We start from the raw sequence: 17,850 nt of genomic DNA on the forward strand, positions 1-17,850 counted from the left end.
AGTTCGCTGCGCTCGTGTGTCTTAATTCTGATTATGTTATGTTAAAAAAATTTAATTCTCGATAAATAATGTGGAAACATTTCGCGCCAGACCGGCCAATCGTGTTCGCGGTTTTGACGAATGTCCAACCAATGTGGCATCTCTCTTTGGGACAGGATTTTGCTCAGCTTCAAATTGGCATCAAAACAAATATCCCAGTTGGAAGTACCTAGTATGATATCCATATTCCACAATTCGCCATCATTGAGTCCGTATAAATAATCCTCAGGGCTATTGTAAAAGACATTGTCATCCCAATGGCCATCCATAAAACTTTTGATGGAAAACGCACCACTCATAGAAAACATATGACTAACATAACCGGGATGCTTGAAAGCAAAGTTGACAGCATGATAACCCCCAAAACTGCAACCGGCTACAGCCACTTTCCCTGAATAAGTATTATTTTTTACTTTTTCGACAATTTCATGGCAAATCATTTTATCGTACCAAACATGGTTTTGTATGCGATGAACAGGATGAATGCTTTTATTGTAAAAACTGTCTTTATCAATGCTATCAGGGCAAAATATTTGCACCAAGCCTTGCTCGATATACCAGCGGGCACTTTCGATTAAACCTTGGTCTTTGTTTTCGTGATAACTTCCCATAGAAGTAGGGAAGAGGATGATAGGATAACCGGAATGACCAAAAACAAGCATTTGGATTTCCCGGCTCAGATTAGGCGAATACCACTTAAAATACTCCTCTTTCATAATTGTTATTCGTTTTAACAATTATAATGAAAAATTCGTTGTGAAATGCGCAAAACTTTGAATCTTATTAAATTTTACGATAAAATATTTATTAATATTTAGTTTTTGAAAATTCCCCAAAAAAAGCGGCAAATACAAATACGGAATTTAATTATTGTCAAGAATCCAAAGCACAAGAAGCGGGCTACTATGCCTAAACAGTAGTTAAAATAGTGCTTTTCGCAGCTAAACAGGTGAAAGCAAGCCTAAACTTCAATTAATTGAATTTGACTTTTGAGTCTTTCAATCAGCATATTCATCATGCGCTTATTGAGGTTGGATGAATTTTGTATGTACTCAGCATACTCATCTAAGGTAAAAAAAGCGATGACCATTCCTTTTAATGAGTTTCTGAATTTGATGTCTCTTTGGATGACATTTTCAACATAGGCCATTTTCTTTTCGGGAGTCAATGAAAAGAAAACATTCTTTTGCTTCATGGCATAATTGATAAATACCTGAATGAACAAATCATTCTGTAACTTTAAAATAGGGCGAAGGGTTTTATTCTGGAAAACTTCTTCGATTGAAGATTGATTGGTGATTGTTCCTAAAGATTCTCCTCTTAATTCTAGAACGTTGTTATCTCGAGCTTCCATGGTATTTATTTTAAAGGTTAAGCATTCTATAAACTCTTCATATCAATAATTGAAAGTTATAAAAAAACCTCTGTTGAAAAACAGAGGTCATATTATAGTTATCAATAATTAATTGTTAATTAGTTATCTTGAATACTGCCTTACGAACTAAGCGTCTCGCATACTCAGAGTTTTTATCAACTGAACTGTCAATTCCGGCGCCTTTAGCCACTAAGCGTGAAGGATTGATACCTGCTTTAACTAAGATAGCTTTTACGTTTTCAGCTCTGTCGGCTGCCAATTTCTCGTTTTTAGCACTGTTACCAACTTCATCTGCATAACCTGAAATTTCAAGAGAAGCTGTTGGATTGTTTCTTAAGTAATTCAACACGAAACCAATGTTATCCGCAGAAGAAGGGTTTGGTTGAGCATAACTCTTATCGAAGTAAGCCGCAATGTAACCTTCATTGATTAATTGCTCTAACATATTTTTAGACAGTGTCGTATTGTTAGTGTTATTGTTATTGGTAATTGAGCTGTCAATATATTTCTCTAGCTCATCCGGCACACCATTAGTATTTTTATCAACCATTCTACCTTTAGTATCAACTGCAACACCTGCAATAGAATTGTTTTCAACATCTAAATAATCAGGGACACCATCTTTATCGGCATCATTCATCAATGTTTCGATTTCACCGATTCTGTTATTCAACTCAGCAAGCTCTTTGTCTTTCTTGTCCTGGATAATTGCCCAGTCTCCGTGGATTTTCTCGTTTCCGAAAGAAAACGATAAACCAAGAGAGGTTACCACCATCTGTCCTGATAAGTTATTAGACTTTTCAGAATAAGAACCATCCCAGTTATAATGTTGTCTGTAGTTGTTTAAAACACTAAAATCAGTAATAATAGCTAATGACTTGGTTATTCTGAATTGGGGAGAAAAACCAACAATTAAACCACCATTATATTCTGTAGAACCAGTAATCCCCGGTCTTGGCGGACCCACTTTTTCCGGTGTCATTGCCGCTAACTGCAAACCACCATGAAGCAATAGTCCAAATCTTCCGGCAGCTTCTTCAATACCAAACAAACGAACGGCATTAACAACTCCCTGAAAACCTAATCTGTATTGTCTTAATTCAAAAGGTAAGCTTCCGCTCCCTGACTGATTGTTAAATTTATCGTAGCTTACATCAAACTTAAGTCCGAATTTAGGGCTAACCATATAACGAGCACCTAAACTGAAACTATTAGCCTGTAAACGGCCGAAAAATTTCTCAGGGTTGCTTGAATAATACCCATCTGCATAAGGTTTAACACCTTTTCCTTGACCAACCGTAACTTCAATTGACCACTTGTTATAGCTATCACCAAGAACTCCTGTTGTGTCAACAGCAACTTGAGCATTAGCCATATAGAATGCTAAAAATGCAAATAATGTCAGTAGGTTTTTTTTCATACTTGAAAGATTTAATATAATAATTAAATGTTAATTGTTGCAAATATAAATGTTTAGAGTTAATAATCAACTTTTTTACTCATTATCGAATTGATAACATTGATTTTCTTCCTATGAAATCGATTTCGGTTAATAAATTGCCAAACTGGTAAATTGCTCAGTCTGAAATTCTTAATTTTGTTATGGAAAAAAATAAGAAAATATGAGATTCCATACCAGAAAATGGGTAAAACCGGAAGATTTAAATCCCAACAGTACTTTATTCGGGGGAAAACTTTTAGCTTGGATTGATGAAGAATTAGCCTTGTATTCGATTGTTCAATTAGAGAATCCAAAGATTGTCACCAAGCATATGTCGGAGATTAATTTCAGAAGCTCAGCCAAACAAGGCGACATTGTTGAAATTGGGATTGATGTTGTAGCATTTGGCAGATCATCATTAACATTGACTTGTCAGGTGAGAAATATGATGACCCGTGAAATCATCATCACCATTGACACCATTACTATGGTAAGTCTTGGACCTGACGGCAAACCAAAACCACACGGGAAAACACAAATAGAATATATCCAGGACAGACTGACCGGTTATTGATCTACAAAATCACTTTTACCCGAAGGCATTTCGTAAATCTGCAAATCAAAATAAGGAACAGAAGCAAAGATATGGTCGAAGATATCGGCCATAATGTATTCGTAATTCTCAAATCTCTGGTCTTTTGAAAACGTATAAATTTCCAACGGAATTCCCTGAGCCGTTGGCTGTAGTTGACGACAAAGCAAAATCATATCCTTATTCAAGCCCGGATACTGACTCAGATATTGGGTAATATACTTTCGGAACAAACCAAAGTTGGTCATGTTTCTTCCGTTAATCAACAATGTTTTATCAATTTGATTGGCCTTATTGAACTTGTCAATTTCAACCTGGCGATGGTCAATATATTCGGAAACCAACTGAATTTTTTTCAATTCCTGCAATTCATTCTCGTCTAAAAACCGAATACTGTTGGCCTTGATCAGAATATGCCTTTTGATTCTTCGACCATCTGAATTCAGCATACCGCGCCAGTTTCTGAAAGAATCTGAAATCATGCTATACGTTGGAATCGTCGTTGTAGTGTTGTCAAAATTTCGAACTTTTACCGTAGCCAAATTGATTTCGATGACATCACCATCAGCGCCAAATTTGTCAAACGTAATCCAGTCACCAATACGCACCATATCATTTAGCGACACTTGTACACTGGCCACAAACCCTAAAATGGTATCTCTGAATATCAAAATGATAATCGCTGAAATCGCTCCGAAAGTTCCCAACATGGCATTGGTACTGATATCAAAGATTTTTGAAACAATCATGATAAACCCAAAAACCCACAGCACTATCATAATTACCTGTATGTAACTATCGATTGGCTTATCGCTGTAAGATGGATTGGATTTCAAATGATCACGGAAAGCGTTGAGTATGGTTTTAATAATCCACAAACTCAGCAATACGATATAAATCGCGACCAGTTTCCCAAAAATGCCTTCCCAATACACAAAGTTTTCTAATATAATAGGAACCGATTTGTAGATAAACAACAGTGGAATAAGGTGGGCAATGTATTTGGCTGTTTTATTGGAAACCAATAAATCATCGAATTTGGTTTTGGTTCTTCGGGCAACGATAATCATGGTTCTGACCAGAACAAACCGAAATATCAAAAAAATGATATACGAAATGAACATCAAGACCATAATGTTTATCGCCAAACTCAAATAGGAAGAAAGGGTTTCGCCAAAATCCCATTTTTTGAACAGCGGATAACTCCAGCCAAATATTTTCTCAACGACTTTATGCATTTCTCACGTATTTTTTCTCAACATAAAAAGTAGCAAACGGCAATAGTGAGGCTAATTCAACCAAAAACAATTCTTTTAGGCTCCAGTTTTGCTTTTTGAAAATAGCCAATGCCAATACAACATAAGCAATGAATAATAATCCATGTGCCATTCCAATCGGAAACAGTAATGTTTTATACAAATCCATATTTGTTGGCTTGATGACTAACATATTAAAGAATAAAACTAAATAGGAAATACCTTCAGAGATGGCGATGAACTTAAAAAGCTTGGTCATGATTTTTTTATTTGAAAGCAAAATTAAGTAATAACATCAATAAAGCGCGAAAAAGCTGTTACTTTTGTTGGTATAAACAGAATATGAGCAAAAGAGATTTAAAGAAATACCTCCATGAACTTTCCAAAGCACAATTGGAGGATCAAATCATAGAGTTGTATCACAAATTCAGTGATGTAAAAGTCTATTATGATTTTGCTTTCAATCCCAATGAAGACAAGCTTGTAAGAGAAGCCAAATTTAAAATCTCCAACGAATATTTCCCGGTTAAAGGTAAAAAATCAAAAATGCGCCGTTCTGTGGCGCAAAAATTTATCAAGCATTTTATTTCACTTGGCGTTGACTCTTTTATCATTGCTGATATTATGCTGTACAATATCGAAATTGCACAGACCTTTTCTGCCGAAAGAACTGTTAAACAGGAATTGTTTTATAAAAGCATGCTCACTTCATTCCAACAAGCCGTTAGTTTTATGATTGAAAAAGGCGTTCTGGATGAGTTCAAAAGTAGAGTAGTGGCTATCAAAGACGAAGCTATTGCCCAGAATTGGCTCAACTATTATGAGTTTATGGCTGTCGTTGAAAGACTTGAATATTAATTTTTTGTTATTTAGACTAATTCAATTGCGCATAAACTCTTTTTTAGCTGTACTTTTGCAAAATTGTACAAATCACCATGTCTCATAAAGATTTTAATGCCGAAATTGAAGAGAAAAAGGAACTTTACGGTTACCAAAAGGGAGATATTGACAAAATTTTTGACCGTTTAGACAACGCGCCAAGTGATCATCATTTGTTGTACCAACTGCCAACCGGTGGTGGAAAGACCGTAATTTTCTCCGAGATTGTACGTCGTTATTTATCCCAGCACGATAAAAAAGTCGTTGTGCTGACGCATCGGATTGAACTTTGCAAGCAGACATCCAAAATGCTCAAAGGCTTCGATGTCAAAAATAAAATCATCAACAGTAACATCAAGGATTTGCCTGATCAAGATGAATATTCTTGTTTTGTGGCCATGGTGGAAACACTCAAAAACCGTCTGAATGATGAGAAATTGATGATTGACAATGTGGGTTTGGTTATCATTGACGAAGCCCATTATAATTCGTTCCGAAAATTACTCAGCCAGTTCAAAAAATCGTTTATTCTTGGCGTTACCGCAACGCCTTTAAGCTCGAATATCAAGTTGCCAATGCATCAGAATTATGATGAATTAATTGTTGGTGACACCATACAATCACTTATAGATAAAGGCTTTTTGGCCAAAGCAACGACTTATAGCTATGATGTTGGATTGACCTCGCTTAAAGTGGGAATCAATGGTGATTATACGGTAAAATCTTCCGATGATTTGTATATGAATATGGTCATGCAAGAAAAATTACTGCATGCTTATACCGAGAAATCATTAGGTAAAAAGACTTTGATTTTTAATAATGGTATCAATACGTCCTTATATGTGTATGATACTTTCAGGGAAGCTGGTTATCCTATAAAACACTTGGACAATACAACTTCTGCAGAAGATCGGAAAGAAATCCTTCATTGGTTTAAAAAAACTCCGGACGCCATTTTAACCTCTGTCGGAATCTTAACCACAGGTTTTGACGAACCAACAGTAGAAAGCATTATCCTGAATCGCGCTACAAAATCATTGACTTTGTATTTTCAGATGATTGGCCGTGGTTCGCGTAAATTGCCACATAAAGATGAATTTACGGTTATCGACTTAGGAAACAATGCGTTGCGATTTGGTTTGTGGAATGATCCGGTAGATTGGCAGCATATCTTTAAAGCACCTGAGTATTATTTGGAAAGCCTTCGTGATGATGCTGAAATTGAATATGGTTTCAGATATACCATGCCCGAAGCTACCCGAAAAATGTTTGCCAAAACAGCGGTAATAGATATGGACATCGAAGAAGAATTCAAAAAGAATACAGCACTGAATTTGCGTTCCAAAGAAGTACTCGAAAAATCCATAAACCAACATGCCTTAATGTGCGTTGAAAATTCATCTGATTTGAATGGCGCCAGAATGTTATCCAAATTATTATCGGATGATATCGATAGCCGTGTCAAACGATTTGTGAGTTGTCTTGGAAAAACCAGCAAGAATTATCGTGAATGGCTGATTGAAGATTATAAAACTAAATTAAGTTTGGCCATCGGGAAAAAGTTCAGAGAACTAAATTTCTAAGACACCGATTGAAGTAAGGTATTATATAATGTTATTTTACAACGATTTACAAATAAATTAAAAGTCCTTTGAAATTTATATAAATGAAACTATAATTTATATTATGTAAAATAGAATTTTTAAGAATTCCTGCATTCTATCTTTACATAGTTATTAAAATGTTTTTAACAATCACCTCTATCTTGCGCAAACCTTTACTATTTTTGTCAAGTCAAAACAATCAGATTTATTTAAATAAAAGCTATGAGTAATTCAATTGCTGAAAATATTGCCAATTTTTTAAAAGAATATCCACCATTCAATTATCTGAGTTATGATGAATTGATTCAGGTTGCTGTCAATATTGGTGTTGTTAATTTAGACAAGCATAAAATTTTGTTTCAAATTGACGACAAACTGCACGATAGTTTTTATGTAGTGGCTTCCGGCGCTATTACGCTGACTGTGATTGCTGATGCAGAAGAAACCTTATTGAATAAATGTTATGCCGGAGATGTGTTTGGTTTGCGTCCGTTTTTTGCCAAAAACAATTACATGATGACGGCCAAAGCCCGTGAAGACAGTATTGTTTATGCTATTCCTATTGCTACTTTTAAGCCTTTTGTGGCGCAGAATCCTCAGGTGCTTGACTTTTTACTGGAAAGTTTCGCTACCAATACGCGCAATCCTTTCGATAAGGAAAATCGCGGCAAACTTATTACCGATAACGTTTACACTGAAAATCAAACCAGTGAAATACAATATTTTCAGTCCTTAACCTATAATAAAACACCGCTTAAAATTGCTGGTACGACTGCCGTTAAAGACGCTGCGCAGTTAATGACCGAGAATCTTGTGGACAGTTCTATTATCATTGAACAAAATTACCCTATCGGTATTGTTACTGATACCGATTTCAGGACTAAGATTGCCAATGGCCGCTTTCCTATTTCTACTGCAGTAGACAAAATCATGTCTTCTCCTGTAATTACAGTGCCTGAAAATGTTTCAGTTGCCGAAGCACAATTGTTATTGTTAAAGTATAATGTCAGCCATTTGTGTGTGACTACCGATGGTTCCGATAAATCTGAAGTAAAAGGCATTATCTCTGAGCACGACCTGATTGTGGCTCAAGCCAATAATCCAGGCGTTTTAATAAAAGAAATCAAGCGTTCCCTATCGCCTAAAGAATTGAAATTGGTTCGTGAAAAACTAACCGATTTGATTCAGACATCGATTGCCAAGAACATTCCGCTGCCACACATTTACAATATTACCGGTGAAATCATTACCGCCATTATAAAACGTTCTGTAGAATTAGCCATTTTAGATTTGGGTTCTCCTCCATCGCGTTTTGCCTGGTTGAGTATCGGAAGTCAGGGAAGAAAGGAGCAATTGCTATTGACCGATCAGGACAGCATTCTGATTTTTGAAGATGTTGCGCCCGAAAAATATCGTGATGTAAAGGATTATTTCCTGAAATTGGCCAAAAGAACCACTGCTATTCTGGAAAAAGTGGGCTACCAATTTTGCCCTAATGGACACATGGCGAGCAATATGCTTTGGTGCAAATCACTGTCAGACTGGATGAAACAATACAACAACTGGATGAAAACACCGGGAGAATCATCAAATGATATCGCCAGCATCTTTTTTGACTACGAAATTGCCTTTGGTGAAGGAAAAATTGAAGATGCCATTTCTGATTTGATTTTCAAAAACACTAAGAACAATGCGCTTTTCTTTGATTATTTGGGCAATGATGCTTTGCGTAAAAATCCACCGCTGAACTTTTTCAAAAAATTCAATTTGGAAGAAGAAGGCGAACATAAAGGCAAATTTGACATCAAAAACAAAGCAATCATGCCGTTGGTTGACGGCGCCAGATTGTTTGCCATCAGTATGAATTTAAGAGGAATCAACAATACCTATTCCCGTTTTAAACAGTTGGCTTTGGTTGATCCTAAGTTCTCAGAAATCTATTTGAACTGTGCCGATGCCTTTTTAATATTGTCCAAATTCAGGACTTTGGAAGGTTTGAAGAATGACAGTTCCGGCCAATTTGTCAATATTGAGGAATTGACCAAAGTAGACCGTGAAAAGTTAAAGAATGCTTTAGCTCCAATGAGAGAATTGGAGGAATTAATAAAAGACAAATTTCAATTAACACAATTCTCCTGATATGCTGGATTGGATTAAGAATATCAATAAGGAATACCCCGAATTTTGGAAATCTTATTTGGCTAAGTTTGAAACGAAGTCCAATAGGTATATCATTTTAAGCACTGAAACTACCGGCTTGAATCCAAAAAAAGATGTAATCTTATCTTTTGGAGGTTTGGCTGTGGTGAATGATATGATTAAAATTGGCGACAACTTTGAAGTGGTGATCCTGCAATACAAATACCTTCATGATAACGGGTTGTCCAATGAGTTCCTGATTGAAAGTAAATTACCTAAACTGGCTGAATACAACGCCATTCAGGCCTTGGTTGAATATATTGAAAACTCCGTTTTGGTTGGTCACCGCATTCATTTTGACATTGAAATGATTAACGAAGCGCTTGAAAAGATGGATTGTGGCAAACTCAAAAATGAGGCATTGGATATTGAAATCATGCACCAGAAGTTACTGGATATCACCAACAAGTCTTTTTCCATTGAGGATTTGATCAAGCATTACAAACTTCCGTTAAGCGAAAAAAATTCTGCTTCAGACGATGCTTATGCCATTGCCTTATTGTTTTTGAAATTAAAGACACGATTAGGTTTTAAATAACAAAAAGCCCGTTTGGGGAACGGGCTTTCAGAGATCTGTCAAAATCAAACAAAACAATAATCAAACTATTTTCTCATAAACATGTTAGTGTAATATTTTCTTCCGGTGTCCGGATTTGTTGTAACTGATATTCCTAAGTGCGTGTAGTCACCTTCAATGTTTGCTTTGTGTGATGGGCTGTTTAACCAGGCCGCAAATACACTCTCAGCAGTCAAATAGTTATAAGCGATATTCTCGCCTACTCTTTCCGCTCCTAATACTCTGATTAAATTATCAGAACGTTGTTGGAAATAATCGTGGTTGAACACATTGTTATCAATCATATATAAGTTATGCTCTTCCGATTTGTAAGAGATATGATTGATCACTTCAAGGGTATTTAGTCCGATACTTTGACGGTAGTTGTTAATTAGCGTTACTAATTTTAACTCTGTTTCGTTGTAATTGTAGGTAGTTACAACTTGCTTGTCTGAAGTAGATTCTTCTGTGTCAGAAGAACAAGATACCATAGTGAACACGATTGCTAACGGCAACAATGCTCTAAACATTTTTGCTTTCATAGTAGTAGGTTAAGTTTTTAATAAAGTAGATGTGGGGCAAACACTTTATTTGATTAATATTGACAGTTTTTAATAAAGTAGATGTGGGGCAAACACTTTATAGATTTTATTTTTAAGAACGTATTGTTTGATTTGGTTAGACAATACTACCATTTTTACCGTTTAAGTGACAAATAAAATCGATGAAATGCACTTTTTTATATTTATTATAAGATATTTTCTTACTTATATGCATTTCGTCGATTGTGTTTAACGTTATAGTATGAAATAAAAAAACCACTCATTTGAGTGGTTTTTTGTTTTATTGGGTTTCTAAAAAATCAGGCTGACTTATATATCCTGTTTATGGGTATAGAATGACCTTGTTTGAGAATAACTCTTTGATCGGTTACAGCCCAAACTGTAGTTTCCACTACTTTTTTAGAATGATTGTCTTCAAAATAAATTCTGATTTTAGAATGTTCCAGATTGCCTAATGCCAAAGCTCTCTGCAAATCGGAATGCCTTTGCTGGATTTCTTCCCGGGTTTCAAGTACGTCTGATTGTGGAAACGAAAGAAGCTGGATTGCCTCCTTATCGATAGATTCAAAGTTGGGTTTCATAATACATAGATTAAGTTTGTAAATAGATTAATGGGCAGAATAAAATTAATAAAATATATTTGTGAGCCAAATTTTTGCAAAAAAAAACACCAACTCCATTTTGACTACAACTATCTCAAATTCAATATTATCTGCCACAATTAACCACAAAGGCGCTGAACTCATTTCACTTCAATCTGTCGATACAAAAAAGGAATACATTTGGGAAGGAAACCCCCAATTTTGGGGCAAGCACTCACCTATCCTGTTTCCGATTGTGGGAACTTTAAAAAACAATTCCTATCGATACAAAGACAAAATCTATTCATTATCCCGGCATGGATTTGCAAGGGATTTTGTTTTTCAATTAATTACAGAAGAAAAGAATAAAGTAGTTTTTTCTTTACAAGATAACGAATCAACTTTTAACATTTATCCGTTCCATTTTGAATTACAGCTCATTTATACTTTGAAAAAATCGGAGTTGATTGTGACTTATAAAGTGATTAATAAGAGCACTGAAACGATGCCTTTTTCCATTGGTGCCCATCCGGCTTTTGCATTGAAAAACGGATTTGAAAAGTACAATCTGCAATTTGAAACCGATGAGAATTTAGTCAGCTATGCTTTAGAAAATGATTTGCTGTCTGAAAACACACAACATATTGATTTGAAAAACAATCGATTGCCTCTCTCTTATTCTTTATTCGAAAATGATGCTTTAGTATTTAAAACATTGAAGTCAAAGCAAATTCAGATTCTTGAAAATGATAAACCCATCCTGAATTTCAAGTTTGATGACTTCCCGAATTTTGGAATTTGGACTAAAACAAACGCACCTTTTATTTGCTTGGAACCTTGGTTAGGCTACGCCGACACTGTAAATGCCAATGGAAATATCCTGGAGAAAGAAGGAATTCAATTATTAGAAAGTAATTCTTATAAAGAATTTAATTTTAGCATGGAATTTGTATAAATTTACAAAAAACGAATTTATGCTTACCATTAATTTCCATCCCTTTCAAAACATAGAAACCGAACGTTTGCTCCTGCGCAGAATAAACGAAAACGACGTTGATGAAGTCTTAGCGCTTCGCGGCAATCCCGAAATCATGAAATATATCCCAAGACCTTTGGCTAAAACCAAAGAAGATGCCTTAGAACATATCAATATGATTGAAGATAAAATCGTTAGTAATGTTGGCATCAATTGGGGAATTACCATTAAAGGAAGTAACAAAATTATTGGAATCATTGGTCATTACAGGATTCAACCTGAAAATTACCGTGCTGAAATTGGTTATATGTCGTTACCTGAATACAATGGGAAAGGCTATGTCACCGAAGCCATAAAAGCGGTTGTAGCATACGGTTTTGAGCAAATGCAGTTGCATTCCATCGAAGCAATTATTGACCCTGGTAATCTTGCCTCTGAAAGAGTATTGCAAAAGAATGGCTTTGTAAAGGAAGCCCATATTTTGGAAAACGAATTCTGGGACGGAAAATTTTGGGACACCGTCATCTATTCCCTGCTAAAACGAAACTTTAAAAAATAACACCATTTCATGAACGAATTTGAAAAACAATTTCAAGAGTTACTCAACTTTTTAAAGTTTGAAGACTATGTCATCTTAACCAAAAGGATTATTGACTTAGCACTTGATACAGAAGATCTCAATTATTACAAAAAAACACTCGACTTCCTGGATTGGGTTGATACCAATGAAAATACAGTTGAAGGAAAGAGGGAAAAATACGAAGCCATTTTAAATGATTTGCATTCTTTCTTATCCAAAAAACCATTAGCCAACAGAGGAACTTTGGTTTCTACCAAAGCGTTGGTGAAATCTTATGGAACATCTGGTTTTGCACTCGGACCAATTGACATGGAACTAAAACAAGGAGAAATCCTGGGCTTGGTCGGTGAAAACGGAAACGGGAAAACTACTTTACTCCGTACACTTTGTGGAGAATTATGTGCTACGCAAGGTGATTTGAAATACCATTTCAATTATAAAGACAGCTACGACTTGAGAACCAAGTTGGTCTATATTCCGCAGCGAACAGAAACCTGGTATGGTTCAATGCTTGAAAACCTGCAGTTTGCAGCGGTTACTTATGGTTACAAGCCTGAAGAAAACGAATTGGTTGTCGAATTGACCATTGCCCGTTTAGGACTGCGAAAATTCAGAAACCACAGTTGGAAAAGCCTATCATCAGGATACAAGATGCGTTTCGAATTGGCCCGAATGCTATTGAGAAAACCGAAGATATTATTAATTGACGAACCTTTAGCCAACTTAGACATCATCGCACAACAAACTGTTTTGGAAGACTTCAGGGCTATTGCCAAATCACCTTTCCGGCCATTGGGAATTGTTTTGAGCTCTCAACAATTGTATGAAGTAGAAAAAACTTCAGATCAGGTTATCTTTTTGAAAAATGGTGTGCAAAAAAATCTTCACCAGGATAAGTCTGTAGCAAAAGTAGATAACGTTGAAACCGTAACTCATTTGGTGATAGAATTTGAAAGCAGTTGGGCACAAAATGAATTGGGCGACTTGTTCGCCAAACACGGAATGATTTCCATCCAATTTAACGGCGGAACCTACATTATCACTTTCCCTGATCATGTTTCGGTACATGATTTTCTGAAAATCATCTCAGACAAACAAGTGCCTCTACTCTATTTTAGAAATATTTCCAACTCAACCCGAAGATTCTTCGTTTCCTAAAGCCATTCCTCATGTTTAAAAAAACTCAAAAATATTTACTGCTCAATCATCCTTTGCTTTGGAATACCAAAGTGGTTCCTTTGACTTGCTTTGCCCTACTGATGCATGTCGTTTTTCTTATTGTCGGATACATTAATGGCGCGCTTAACTTTAATGAAACAGATCAAAATTACAGCTCCGGTAGTAAGGATATCATCCTCTTTTTTGGTTTTCTAATTTCGTTTCTGTCCGTTGTCATTTGGCTCGTTTATTACTTTAAGAACAATGCTTTTAAAGCTTTTTATCCAAAAAGTAATTTCGCACTGTTCAGAGAATGGCTTTTGATTTTATGTATTTCATTCATGCTTTGTTCATTTACCATCAGCTTTTTGTTTGGAAATGACCTCAGGATTAAAAGTTATTATACCGAAAACGAGGCTCGAAAAAGATGCGAAACACTCAGCAAAGCCAGTATTTTCTATGGAGAAAATTTTGATGAAGCCCAATACGAAAAGAAAATGGTCAATGACACATTGAGACCTGTAGAATTAGATCATGTTTTATTCAACAACAAAAAGTATTCATTAACTTCATTAATCAACAAAGGCATTGAAAACTATTCTTTCTTTGATACTAAATGGGATTCTCTAACCAAAATCAAGGTCAAAAACTGGTTGGTGAATGACGAAAAAGATTCTGTCAAAGTAGTCATGAAAAACTTTTTTGCGATGGTAAAAGAGCATAAACTACAGTCTAATATTGACGAAAATCAATGGTTTACTTTAGTCTATACAGCTCCTAAATTTATTCAAAAAAGAATCATTGCCGGACGTGAACGCGATTATTATAGCGAAGTATACAACTATGAAGCCGATTATGCCAGATCGGTTACCTACCCGGATTTGCCTCCAACAGCAATAGATACGCTAAACCAATATCTTAAAATGATTGGTAAAGACAAATTTATCTATTACAAAACCTACGTTCCGGCGGATGAATTGGAGTACAATTATCAAAAAATAGCCTATACTTATGTTAGCCCTTCTATTCAACTGGAAACGTTTTTAGGGTTTATCTATTTTGCCATAGGCATTTCAATTGTAGTGTTTTCGTTTAAAGTAACCTCAGGAAAAAGTTGGCTGATTGCTCTAATTTCCATGGGAGTTTTAAACATTGCACTTGGCATCTGCGCCGCTACTTCAAGCTCTGAATATTATTATTTTGGTGGTTTGATTCTAGTCACTTTGGTCCTATTTTTCTATTTTGTATTTGTCCTATACAAAAAAACGGAAAAAGGAATATCCGGAATTACACTAAACGGTTTATTGTGGTTACTTCCTGCTTTTATACCAATGGTTTATATTGTGACGGTACATATAATGAAAATCATCTGCGGATATTATAATTCCAACTTCAATTATGACGACCATCCTGTATTGAGGTTTTTGGATGAAAATGATGAATTGATGTTGTGCACCAACATTATCTTTATTGTGGTCATGATGTTGTTCTTCTCGATAAAAATAAAAGCTTGGCGCGCGTTAGCCGATAACTAATTAGAAAACTTTGGAAGGGTTTTTATATAAAGCGCTTCCACTTGTTTTCTGGCCCAGTCGGTTTTCCTTAAAAACGTCAAACTTGATTTTACGCTGGGATTGCTGTTAAAACATTTGATTTTAATCAGTTCGCCCAAAGTGTCGAAACCATAATAGTCAACCAACTGTTCTACAATCATTTGCAATGTAACGCCGTGAAGCGGATTGTTTGCGTTATTCTTTTCCATAAAGCAAAGTTACAAAAGTATTGCTGTTTGCCTCATTTGTTATTACATTTGCCATCCGATGTTGAAAACCGTTAACATATTAAACAAACGTGCTAAGTTCGATTACGAGATAATCGAAACCTATACGGCTGGTATTGTCTTAACCGGAACCGAAATCAAATCGATTCGTCTGGGTAAAGCCAATATTACTGAAGGATTTTGTGAGTTTCACAACAACGAACTATTCGCCATCAATACCCAAATTGATGAATACTTATATGGCAATCAATTCAACCATAAAGCCAAAAGCGAACGCAAACTGTTACTCAACAGACGCGAGTTGAAAAAGCTGGAAAGAGCTATGGATACTAAAGGTTTAACTATTATTCCGTTGAAATTGTTTACTAATGAAAAAGGAATAGCCAAATTGGATATCGGGCTTTGCCGTGGAAAGAAAACCTATGACAAACGCGAAAGCCTGAAAGAACAAGACGTCAAACGTGACATCGACCGCATTAAAAAATCATTCTAATTTTTATCTTCCAATAAAGGCACAAAACGGAAATCACCAAACTCGTGTTTCTCGAATTGGGTTTCATTTTTTCGGATGAGTAATGTCATTACCTGTATGTCTTCGCCAACCGGAATAACTAACCTTCCTCCTATTTTTAATTGTGCCATCAGGGCTTTTGGAATAATTGGTGCACCGGCTGTCACAATGATACTGTCAAACGGCGCATAATTCGGTAAGCCTTTATAACCATCACCAAAAGAAATGTGTTTTGGGCGAATGCCTAATTTGGGTAACAAAACGGAAGTGGTTTTGAACAATTCATTTTGTCTTTCAATAGTATAAACTTTGGCACCCAACATGCACAAAACAGCTGTTTGATAGCCCGAACCGGTTCCTATTTCTAAAACTTTATGGTCTTTTTTTATCTGCAGCAATTCCGTTTGAAAGGCAACAGTATAAGGCTGCGAAATGGTTTGGTTGGCCGCAATCGGGAAGGCTTTGTCTTGATAAGCGAAGTCTTCAAAACTCGAATTCAGAAATAAGTGTCTTGGAATTTTACGGATGGCGTCTAAAACGTTTTTATCAGTAATTCCTTTTTCTTCCAATTGTTTAGCCAATTGATTTCGAAGTCCTTGATGTTTGCTAGTGTCTTTCAATTTGGGTAGAGATTTATTTGGTAAAATTAGCAAAGAAATCGACAATTAAAAATTCAAAAACAGAGATTGCATTTTTTTCAATATTTTGCTTTAATTTTCAAGTTCAAATATCGAATTTCGAATGAAATCATTTATTTTTGTTTAAAATACTTTTTTATGCTCAAAGTTGGCGTTTTAGGTGCAGGTCACCTCGGAAAAATACACTTGCGATTACTACAACAATCTGAAAAATACGAACTCGTTGGCTTCTACGATGAGAATCACGAAAACGGGGCCAAAATCGAAGCGGAATTTGGATACAAACAATTTGACACCATTGCCAAATTAATCCACGCGGTAGATGTGATTGACATCGTTACGCCTACGCTTTCGCATTACAAATGTGCCAAGGTTTCGATCAAATCGGGCAAACACGTTTTTATTGAAAAACCTATTGCGACAACCGTTGAAGAAGCCGAAGAAATCATTGCTTTATCTAAGGAATACAATGTCAAAGGCCAGGTTGGTCACGTTGAACGATTCAATCCGGCGTTTACAGCGGTGAAAGATCAAATCGAAAATCCAATGTTTATCGAAACCCATCGTTTGGCAGAGTTCAATCCACGTGGTACTGATGTTCCTGTGGTTTTGGATTTGATGATACACGATATCGATGCGATTTTGAGTGTGGTAAAATCAAAAGTTAAAGCGGTTCACGCCAGTGGTGTTTCAGTGTTGAGTCAGTCACCCGATATTGCCAACGCGCGTATCGAATTTGAAAATGGTTGTGTTGCCAATATCACCTCAAGCCGTATTTCGATGAAAAACATGCGCAAGTCGCGTTTCTTCCAAAAGGATGCCTATATCTCTGTCGATTATCTGGACAAAGTTTGCGAAGTCGTAAAAATGAAAGAAGCACCGGAAGTTCCGGGCGATTTTGATATGATCTTGCAAAATGCCGAAGGCGAAAAGAAACAAATCTATTTTGCCAATCCTGAAGTATCGCCAAACAATGCGATTCTGGATGAATTGGAAACTTTTGCCGATGCCATCAATAACAACACTACGCCCATTGTTCCTTTAGAAGACGGAACAGAAGCTTTGAGAGTTGCTTATATGATTATTGATTCTATGAAAAAATAACTAAAACACCCGAGGCGT

The 17,850-nt window shown here is 35.9% G+C and carries 20 protein-coding genes; 11 read left to right on the forward strand and 9 right to left on the reverse strand.

Annotated elements, in window-relative coordinates; translation table 11 throughout:
• Positions 1–41: 41 nt before the first annotated feature.
• The 3 genes from P1K33_RS06905 to P1K33_RS06915 form a co-directional block, all read right to left on the reverse strand.
• Positions 42–755, reverse strand: coding sequence for an alpha/beta hydrolase-fold protein (locus P1K33_RS06905; protein WP_284652185.1), 714 nt, complete (start codon positions 753–755; stop codon positions 42–44).
• A gap of 245 nt (positions 756–1,000) precedes the next feature.
• On the reverse strand, positions 1,001–1,393 hold the full coding sequence (locus tag P1K33_RS06910; RefSeq protein ID WP_284652186.1) for a glyoxalase: 393 nt from the start codon (positions 1,391–1,393) through the stop codon (positions 1,001–1,003).
• A gap of 115 nt (positions 1,394–1,508) precedes the next feature.
• Complete coding sequence (locus P1K33_RS06915; protein ID WP_284652187.1) at positions 1,509–2,834, reverse strand: OmpA family protein; 1,326 nt, start codon at positions 2,832–2,834, stop codon at positions 1,509–1,511.
• Between the two features lie 202 nt (positions 2,835–3,036).
• Between P1K33_RS06915 and P1K33_RS06920 the strand changes: the two genes are divergently transcribed.
• Complete coding sequence (locus P1K33_RS06920) at positions 3,037–3,429, forward strand: acyl-CoA thioesterase (RefSeq protein WP_284652188.1); 393 nt, start codon at positions 3,037–3,039, stop codon at positions 3,427–3,429.
• Here the strand turns inward: P1K33_RS06920 and P1K33_RS06925 are convergent.
• Both P1K33_RS06925 and P1K33_RS06930 read right to left on the reverse strand, forming a co-directional pair.
• Positions 3,423–4,685: a mechanosensitive ion channel family protein gene (locus P1K33_RS06925; RefSeq protein ID WP_284652189.1), complete on the reverse strand. Its 1,263-nt coding sequence runs from the start codon at positions 4,683–4,685 to the stop codon at positions 3,423–3,425. The genes P1K33_RS06920 and P1K33_RS06925 overlap by 7 nt on opposite strands.
• Complete coding sequence (locus P1K33_RS06930) at positions 4,678–4,962, reverse strand: DUF3817 domain-containing protein (RefSeq protein WP_284652190.1); 285 nt, start codon at positions 4,960–4,962, stop codon at positions 4,678–4,680. The genes P1K33_RS06925 and P1K33_RS06930 overlap by 8 nt, the downstream gene beginning before the upstream one ends.
• Before the next feature lie 83 nt (positions 4,963–5,045).
• Between P1K33_RS06930 and P1K33_RS06935 the strand changes: the two genes are divergently transcribed.
• From P1K33_RS06935 to P1K33_RS06950, 4 genes are all read left to right on the forward strand, one after another.
• Positions 5,046–5,561 carry a DUF6155 family protein gene (locus P1K33_RS06935; RefSeq protein ID WP_284652191.1) on the forward strand — a complete coding sequence of 172 codons (516 nt, stop codon included), beginning with the start codon at positions 5,046–5,048 and terminating at the stop codon, positions 5,559–5,561.
• Positions 5,562–5,638: 77 nt separating this feature from the next.
• Positions 5,639–7,165, forward strand: coding sequence for a DEAD/DEAH box helicase (locus P1K33_RS06940; RefSeq protein WP_284652192.1), 1,527 nt, complete (start codon positions 5,639–5,641; stop codon positions 7,163–7,165).
• A gap of 243 nt (positions 7,166–7,408) precedes the next feature.
• Positions 7,409–9,325, forward strand: coding sequence for a DUF294 nucleotidyltransferase-like domain-containing protein (locus P1K33_RS06945; protein ID WP_284652193.1), 1,917 nt, complete (start codon positions 7,409–7,411; stop codon positions 9,323–9,325).
• 1 nt (position 9,326) lies between these two features.
• A complete protein-coding gene (locus tag P1K33_RS06950; protein ID WP_284652194.1) occupies positions 9,327–9,923 on the forward strand; it encodes a 3'-5' exonuclease in 597 nt (198 codons plus the stop codon).
• Between the two features lie 65 nt (positions 9,924–9,988).
• On the opposite strand, the gene P1K33_RS06955 is transcribed toward P1K33_RS06950, so the two are convergent.
• Both P1K33_RS06955 and P1K33_RS06960 read right to left on the reverse strand, forming a co-directional pair.
• On the reverse strand, positions 9,989–10,483 hold the full coding sequence (locus P1K33_RS06955; RefSeq protein ID WP_284652075.1) for a CAP domain-containing protein: 495 nt from the start codon (positions 10,481–10,483) through the stop codon (positions 9,989–9,991).
• A gap of 320 nt (positions 10,484–10,803) precedes the next feature.
• Positions 10,804–11,085 carry a hypothetical protein gene (locus P1K33_RS06960; protein ID WP_284652195.1) on the reverse strand — a complete coding sequence of 94 codons (282 nt, stop codon included), beginning with the start codon at positions 11,083–11,085 and terminating at the stop codon, positions 10,804–10,806.
• Positions 11,086–11,146: 61 nt separating this feature from the next.
• Here P1K33_RS06960 and P1K33_RS06965 point away from each other — a divergent pair, with 61 nt between their 5' ends.
• Genes P1K33_RS06965 through P1K33_RS06980 form a run of 4 tightly spaced genes read left to right on the forward strand, consistent with a single transcriptional unit; the run spans position 11,147 to position 15,334 of the window.
• Positions 11,147–12,040, forward strand: coding sequence for an aldose 1-epimerase family protein (locus P1K33_RS06965; protein WP_284652197.1), 894 nt, complete (start codon positions 11,147–11,149; stop codon positions 12,038–12,040).
• 19 nt (positions 12,041–12,059) lie between these two features.
• Complete coding sequence (locus P1K33_RS06970; RefSeq protein ID WP_284652198.1) at positions 12,060–12,620, forward strand: GNAT family N-acetyltransferase; 561 nt, start codon at positions 12,060–12,062, stop codon at positions 12,618–12,620.
• Between the two features lie 9 nt (positions 12,621–12,629).
• Positions 12,630–13,799 carry an ABC transporter ATP-binding protein gene (locus P1K33_RS06975; RefSeq protein WP_284652199.1) on the forward strand — a complete coding sequence of 390 codons (1,170 nt, stop codon included), beginning with the start codon at positions 12,630–12,632 and terminating at the stop codon, positions 13,797–13,799.
• A gap of 11 nt (positions 13,800–13,810) precedes the next feature.
• Positions 13,811–15,334, forward strand: a complete 1,524-nt coding sequence (locus P1K33_RS06980; RefSeq protein ID WP_284652200.1) for a hypothetical protein — start codon at positions 13,811–13,813, stop codon at positions 15,332–15,334.
• Here the strand turns inward: P1K33_RS06980 and P1K33_RS06985 are convergent.
• Positions 15,331–15,561 (reverse strand): VF530 family protein, encoded by a 231-nt coding sequence (locus P1K33_RS06985; RefSeq protein WP_284652201.1) that lies wholly within the window; start codon positions 15,559–15,561, stop codon positions 15,331–15,333. The two genes, P1K33_RS06980 and P1K33_RS06985, sit on opposite strands and share 4 nt — an antisense overlap.
• Before the next feature lie 58 nt (positions 15,562–15,619).
• On the opposite strand from P1K33_RS06985, the gene smpB reads away from it, so the two are divergent.
• Positions 15,620–16,072, forward strand: coding sequence for an SsrA-binding protein SmpB (smpB, locus tag P1K33_RS06990; protein ID WP_284652202.1), 453 nt, complete (start codon positions 15,620–15,622; stop codon positions 16,070–16,072).
• Here smpB and P1K33_RS06995 read toward each other — a convergent pair.
• A complete protein-coding gene (locus P1K33_RS06995; RefSeq protein WP_284652203.1) occupies positions 16,069–16,710 on the reverse strand; it encodes a protein-L-isoaspartate(D-aspartate) O-methyltransferase in 642 nt (213 codons plus the stop codon). The two genes, smpB and P1K33_RS06995, sit on opposite strands and share 4 nt — an antisense overlap.
• A 156-nt stretch (positions 16,711–16,866) precedes the next feature.
• Here P1K33_RS06995 and P1K33_RS07000 point away from each other — a divergent pair, with 156 nt between their 5' ends.
• Positions 16,867–17,832 (forward strand): Gfo/Idh/MocA family protein, encoded by a 966-nt coding sequence (locus tag P1K33_RS07000; protein WP_284652204.1) that lies wholly within the window; start codon positions 16,867–16,869, stop codon positions 17,830–17,832.
• Positions 17,833–17,850: the final 18 nt, after the last annotated feature.

Source organism: Flavobacterium terrisoli (assembly GCF_030167905.1).
Lineage (GTDB): Bacteria > Bacteroidota > Bacteroidia > Flavobacteriales > Flavobacteriaceae > Flavobacterium > Flavobacterium terrisoli.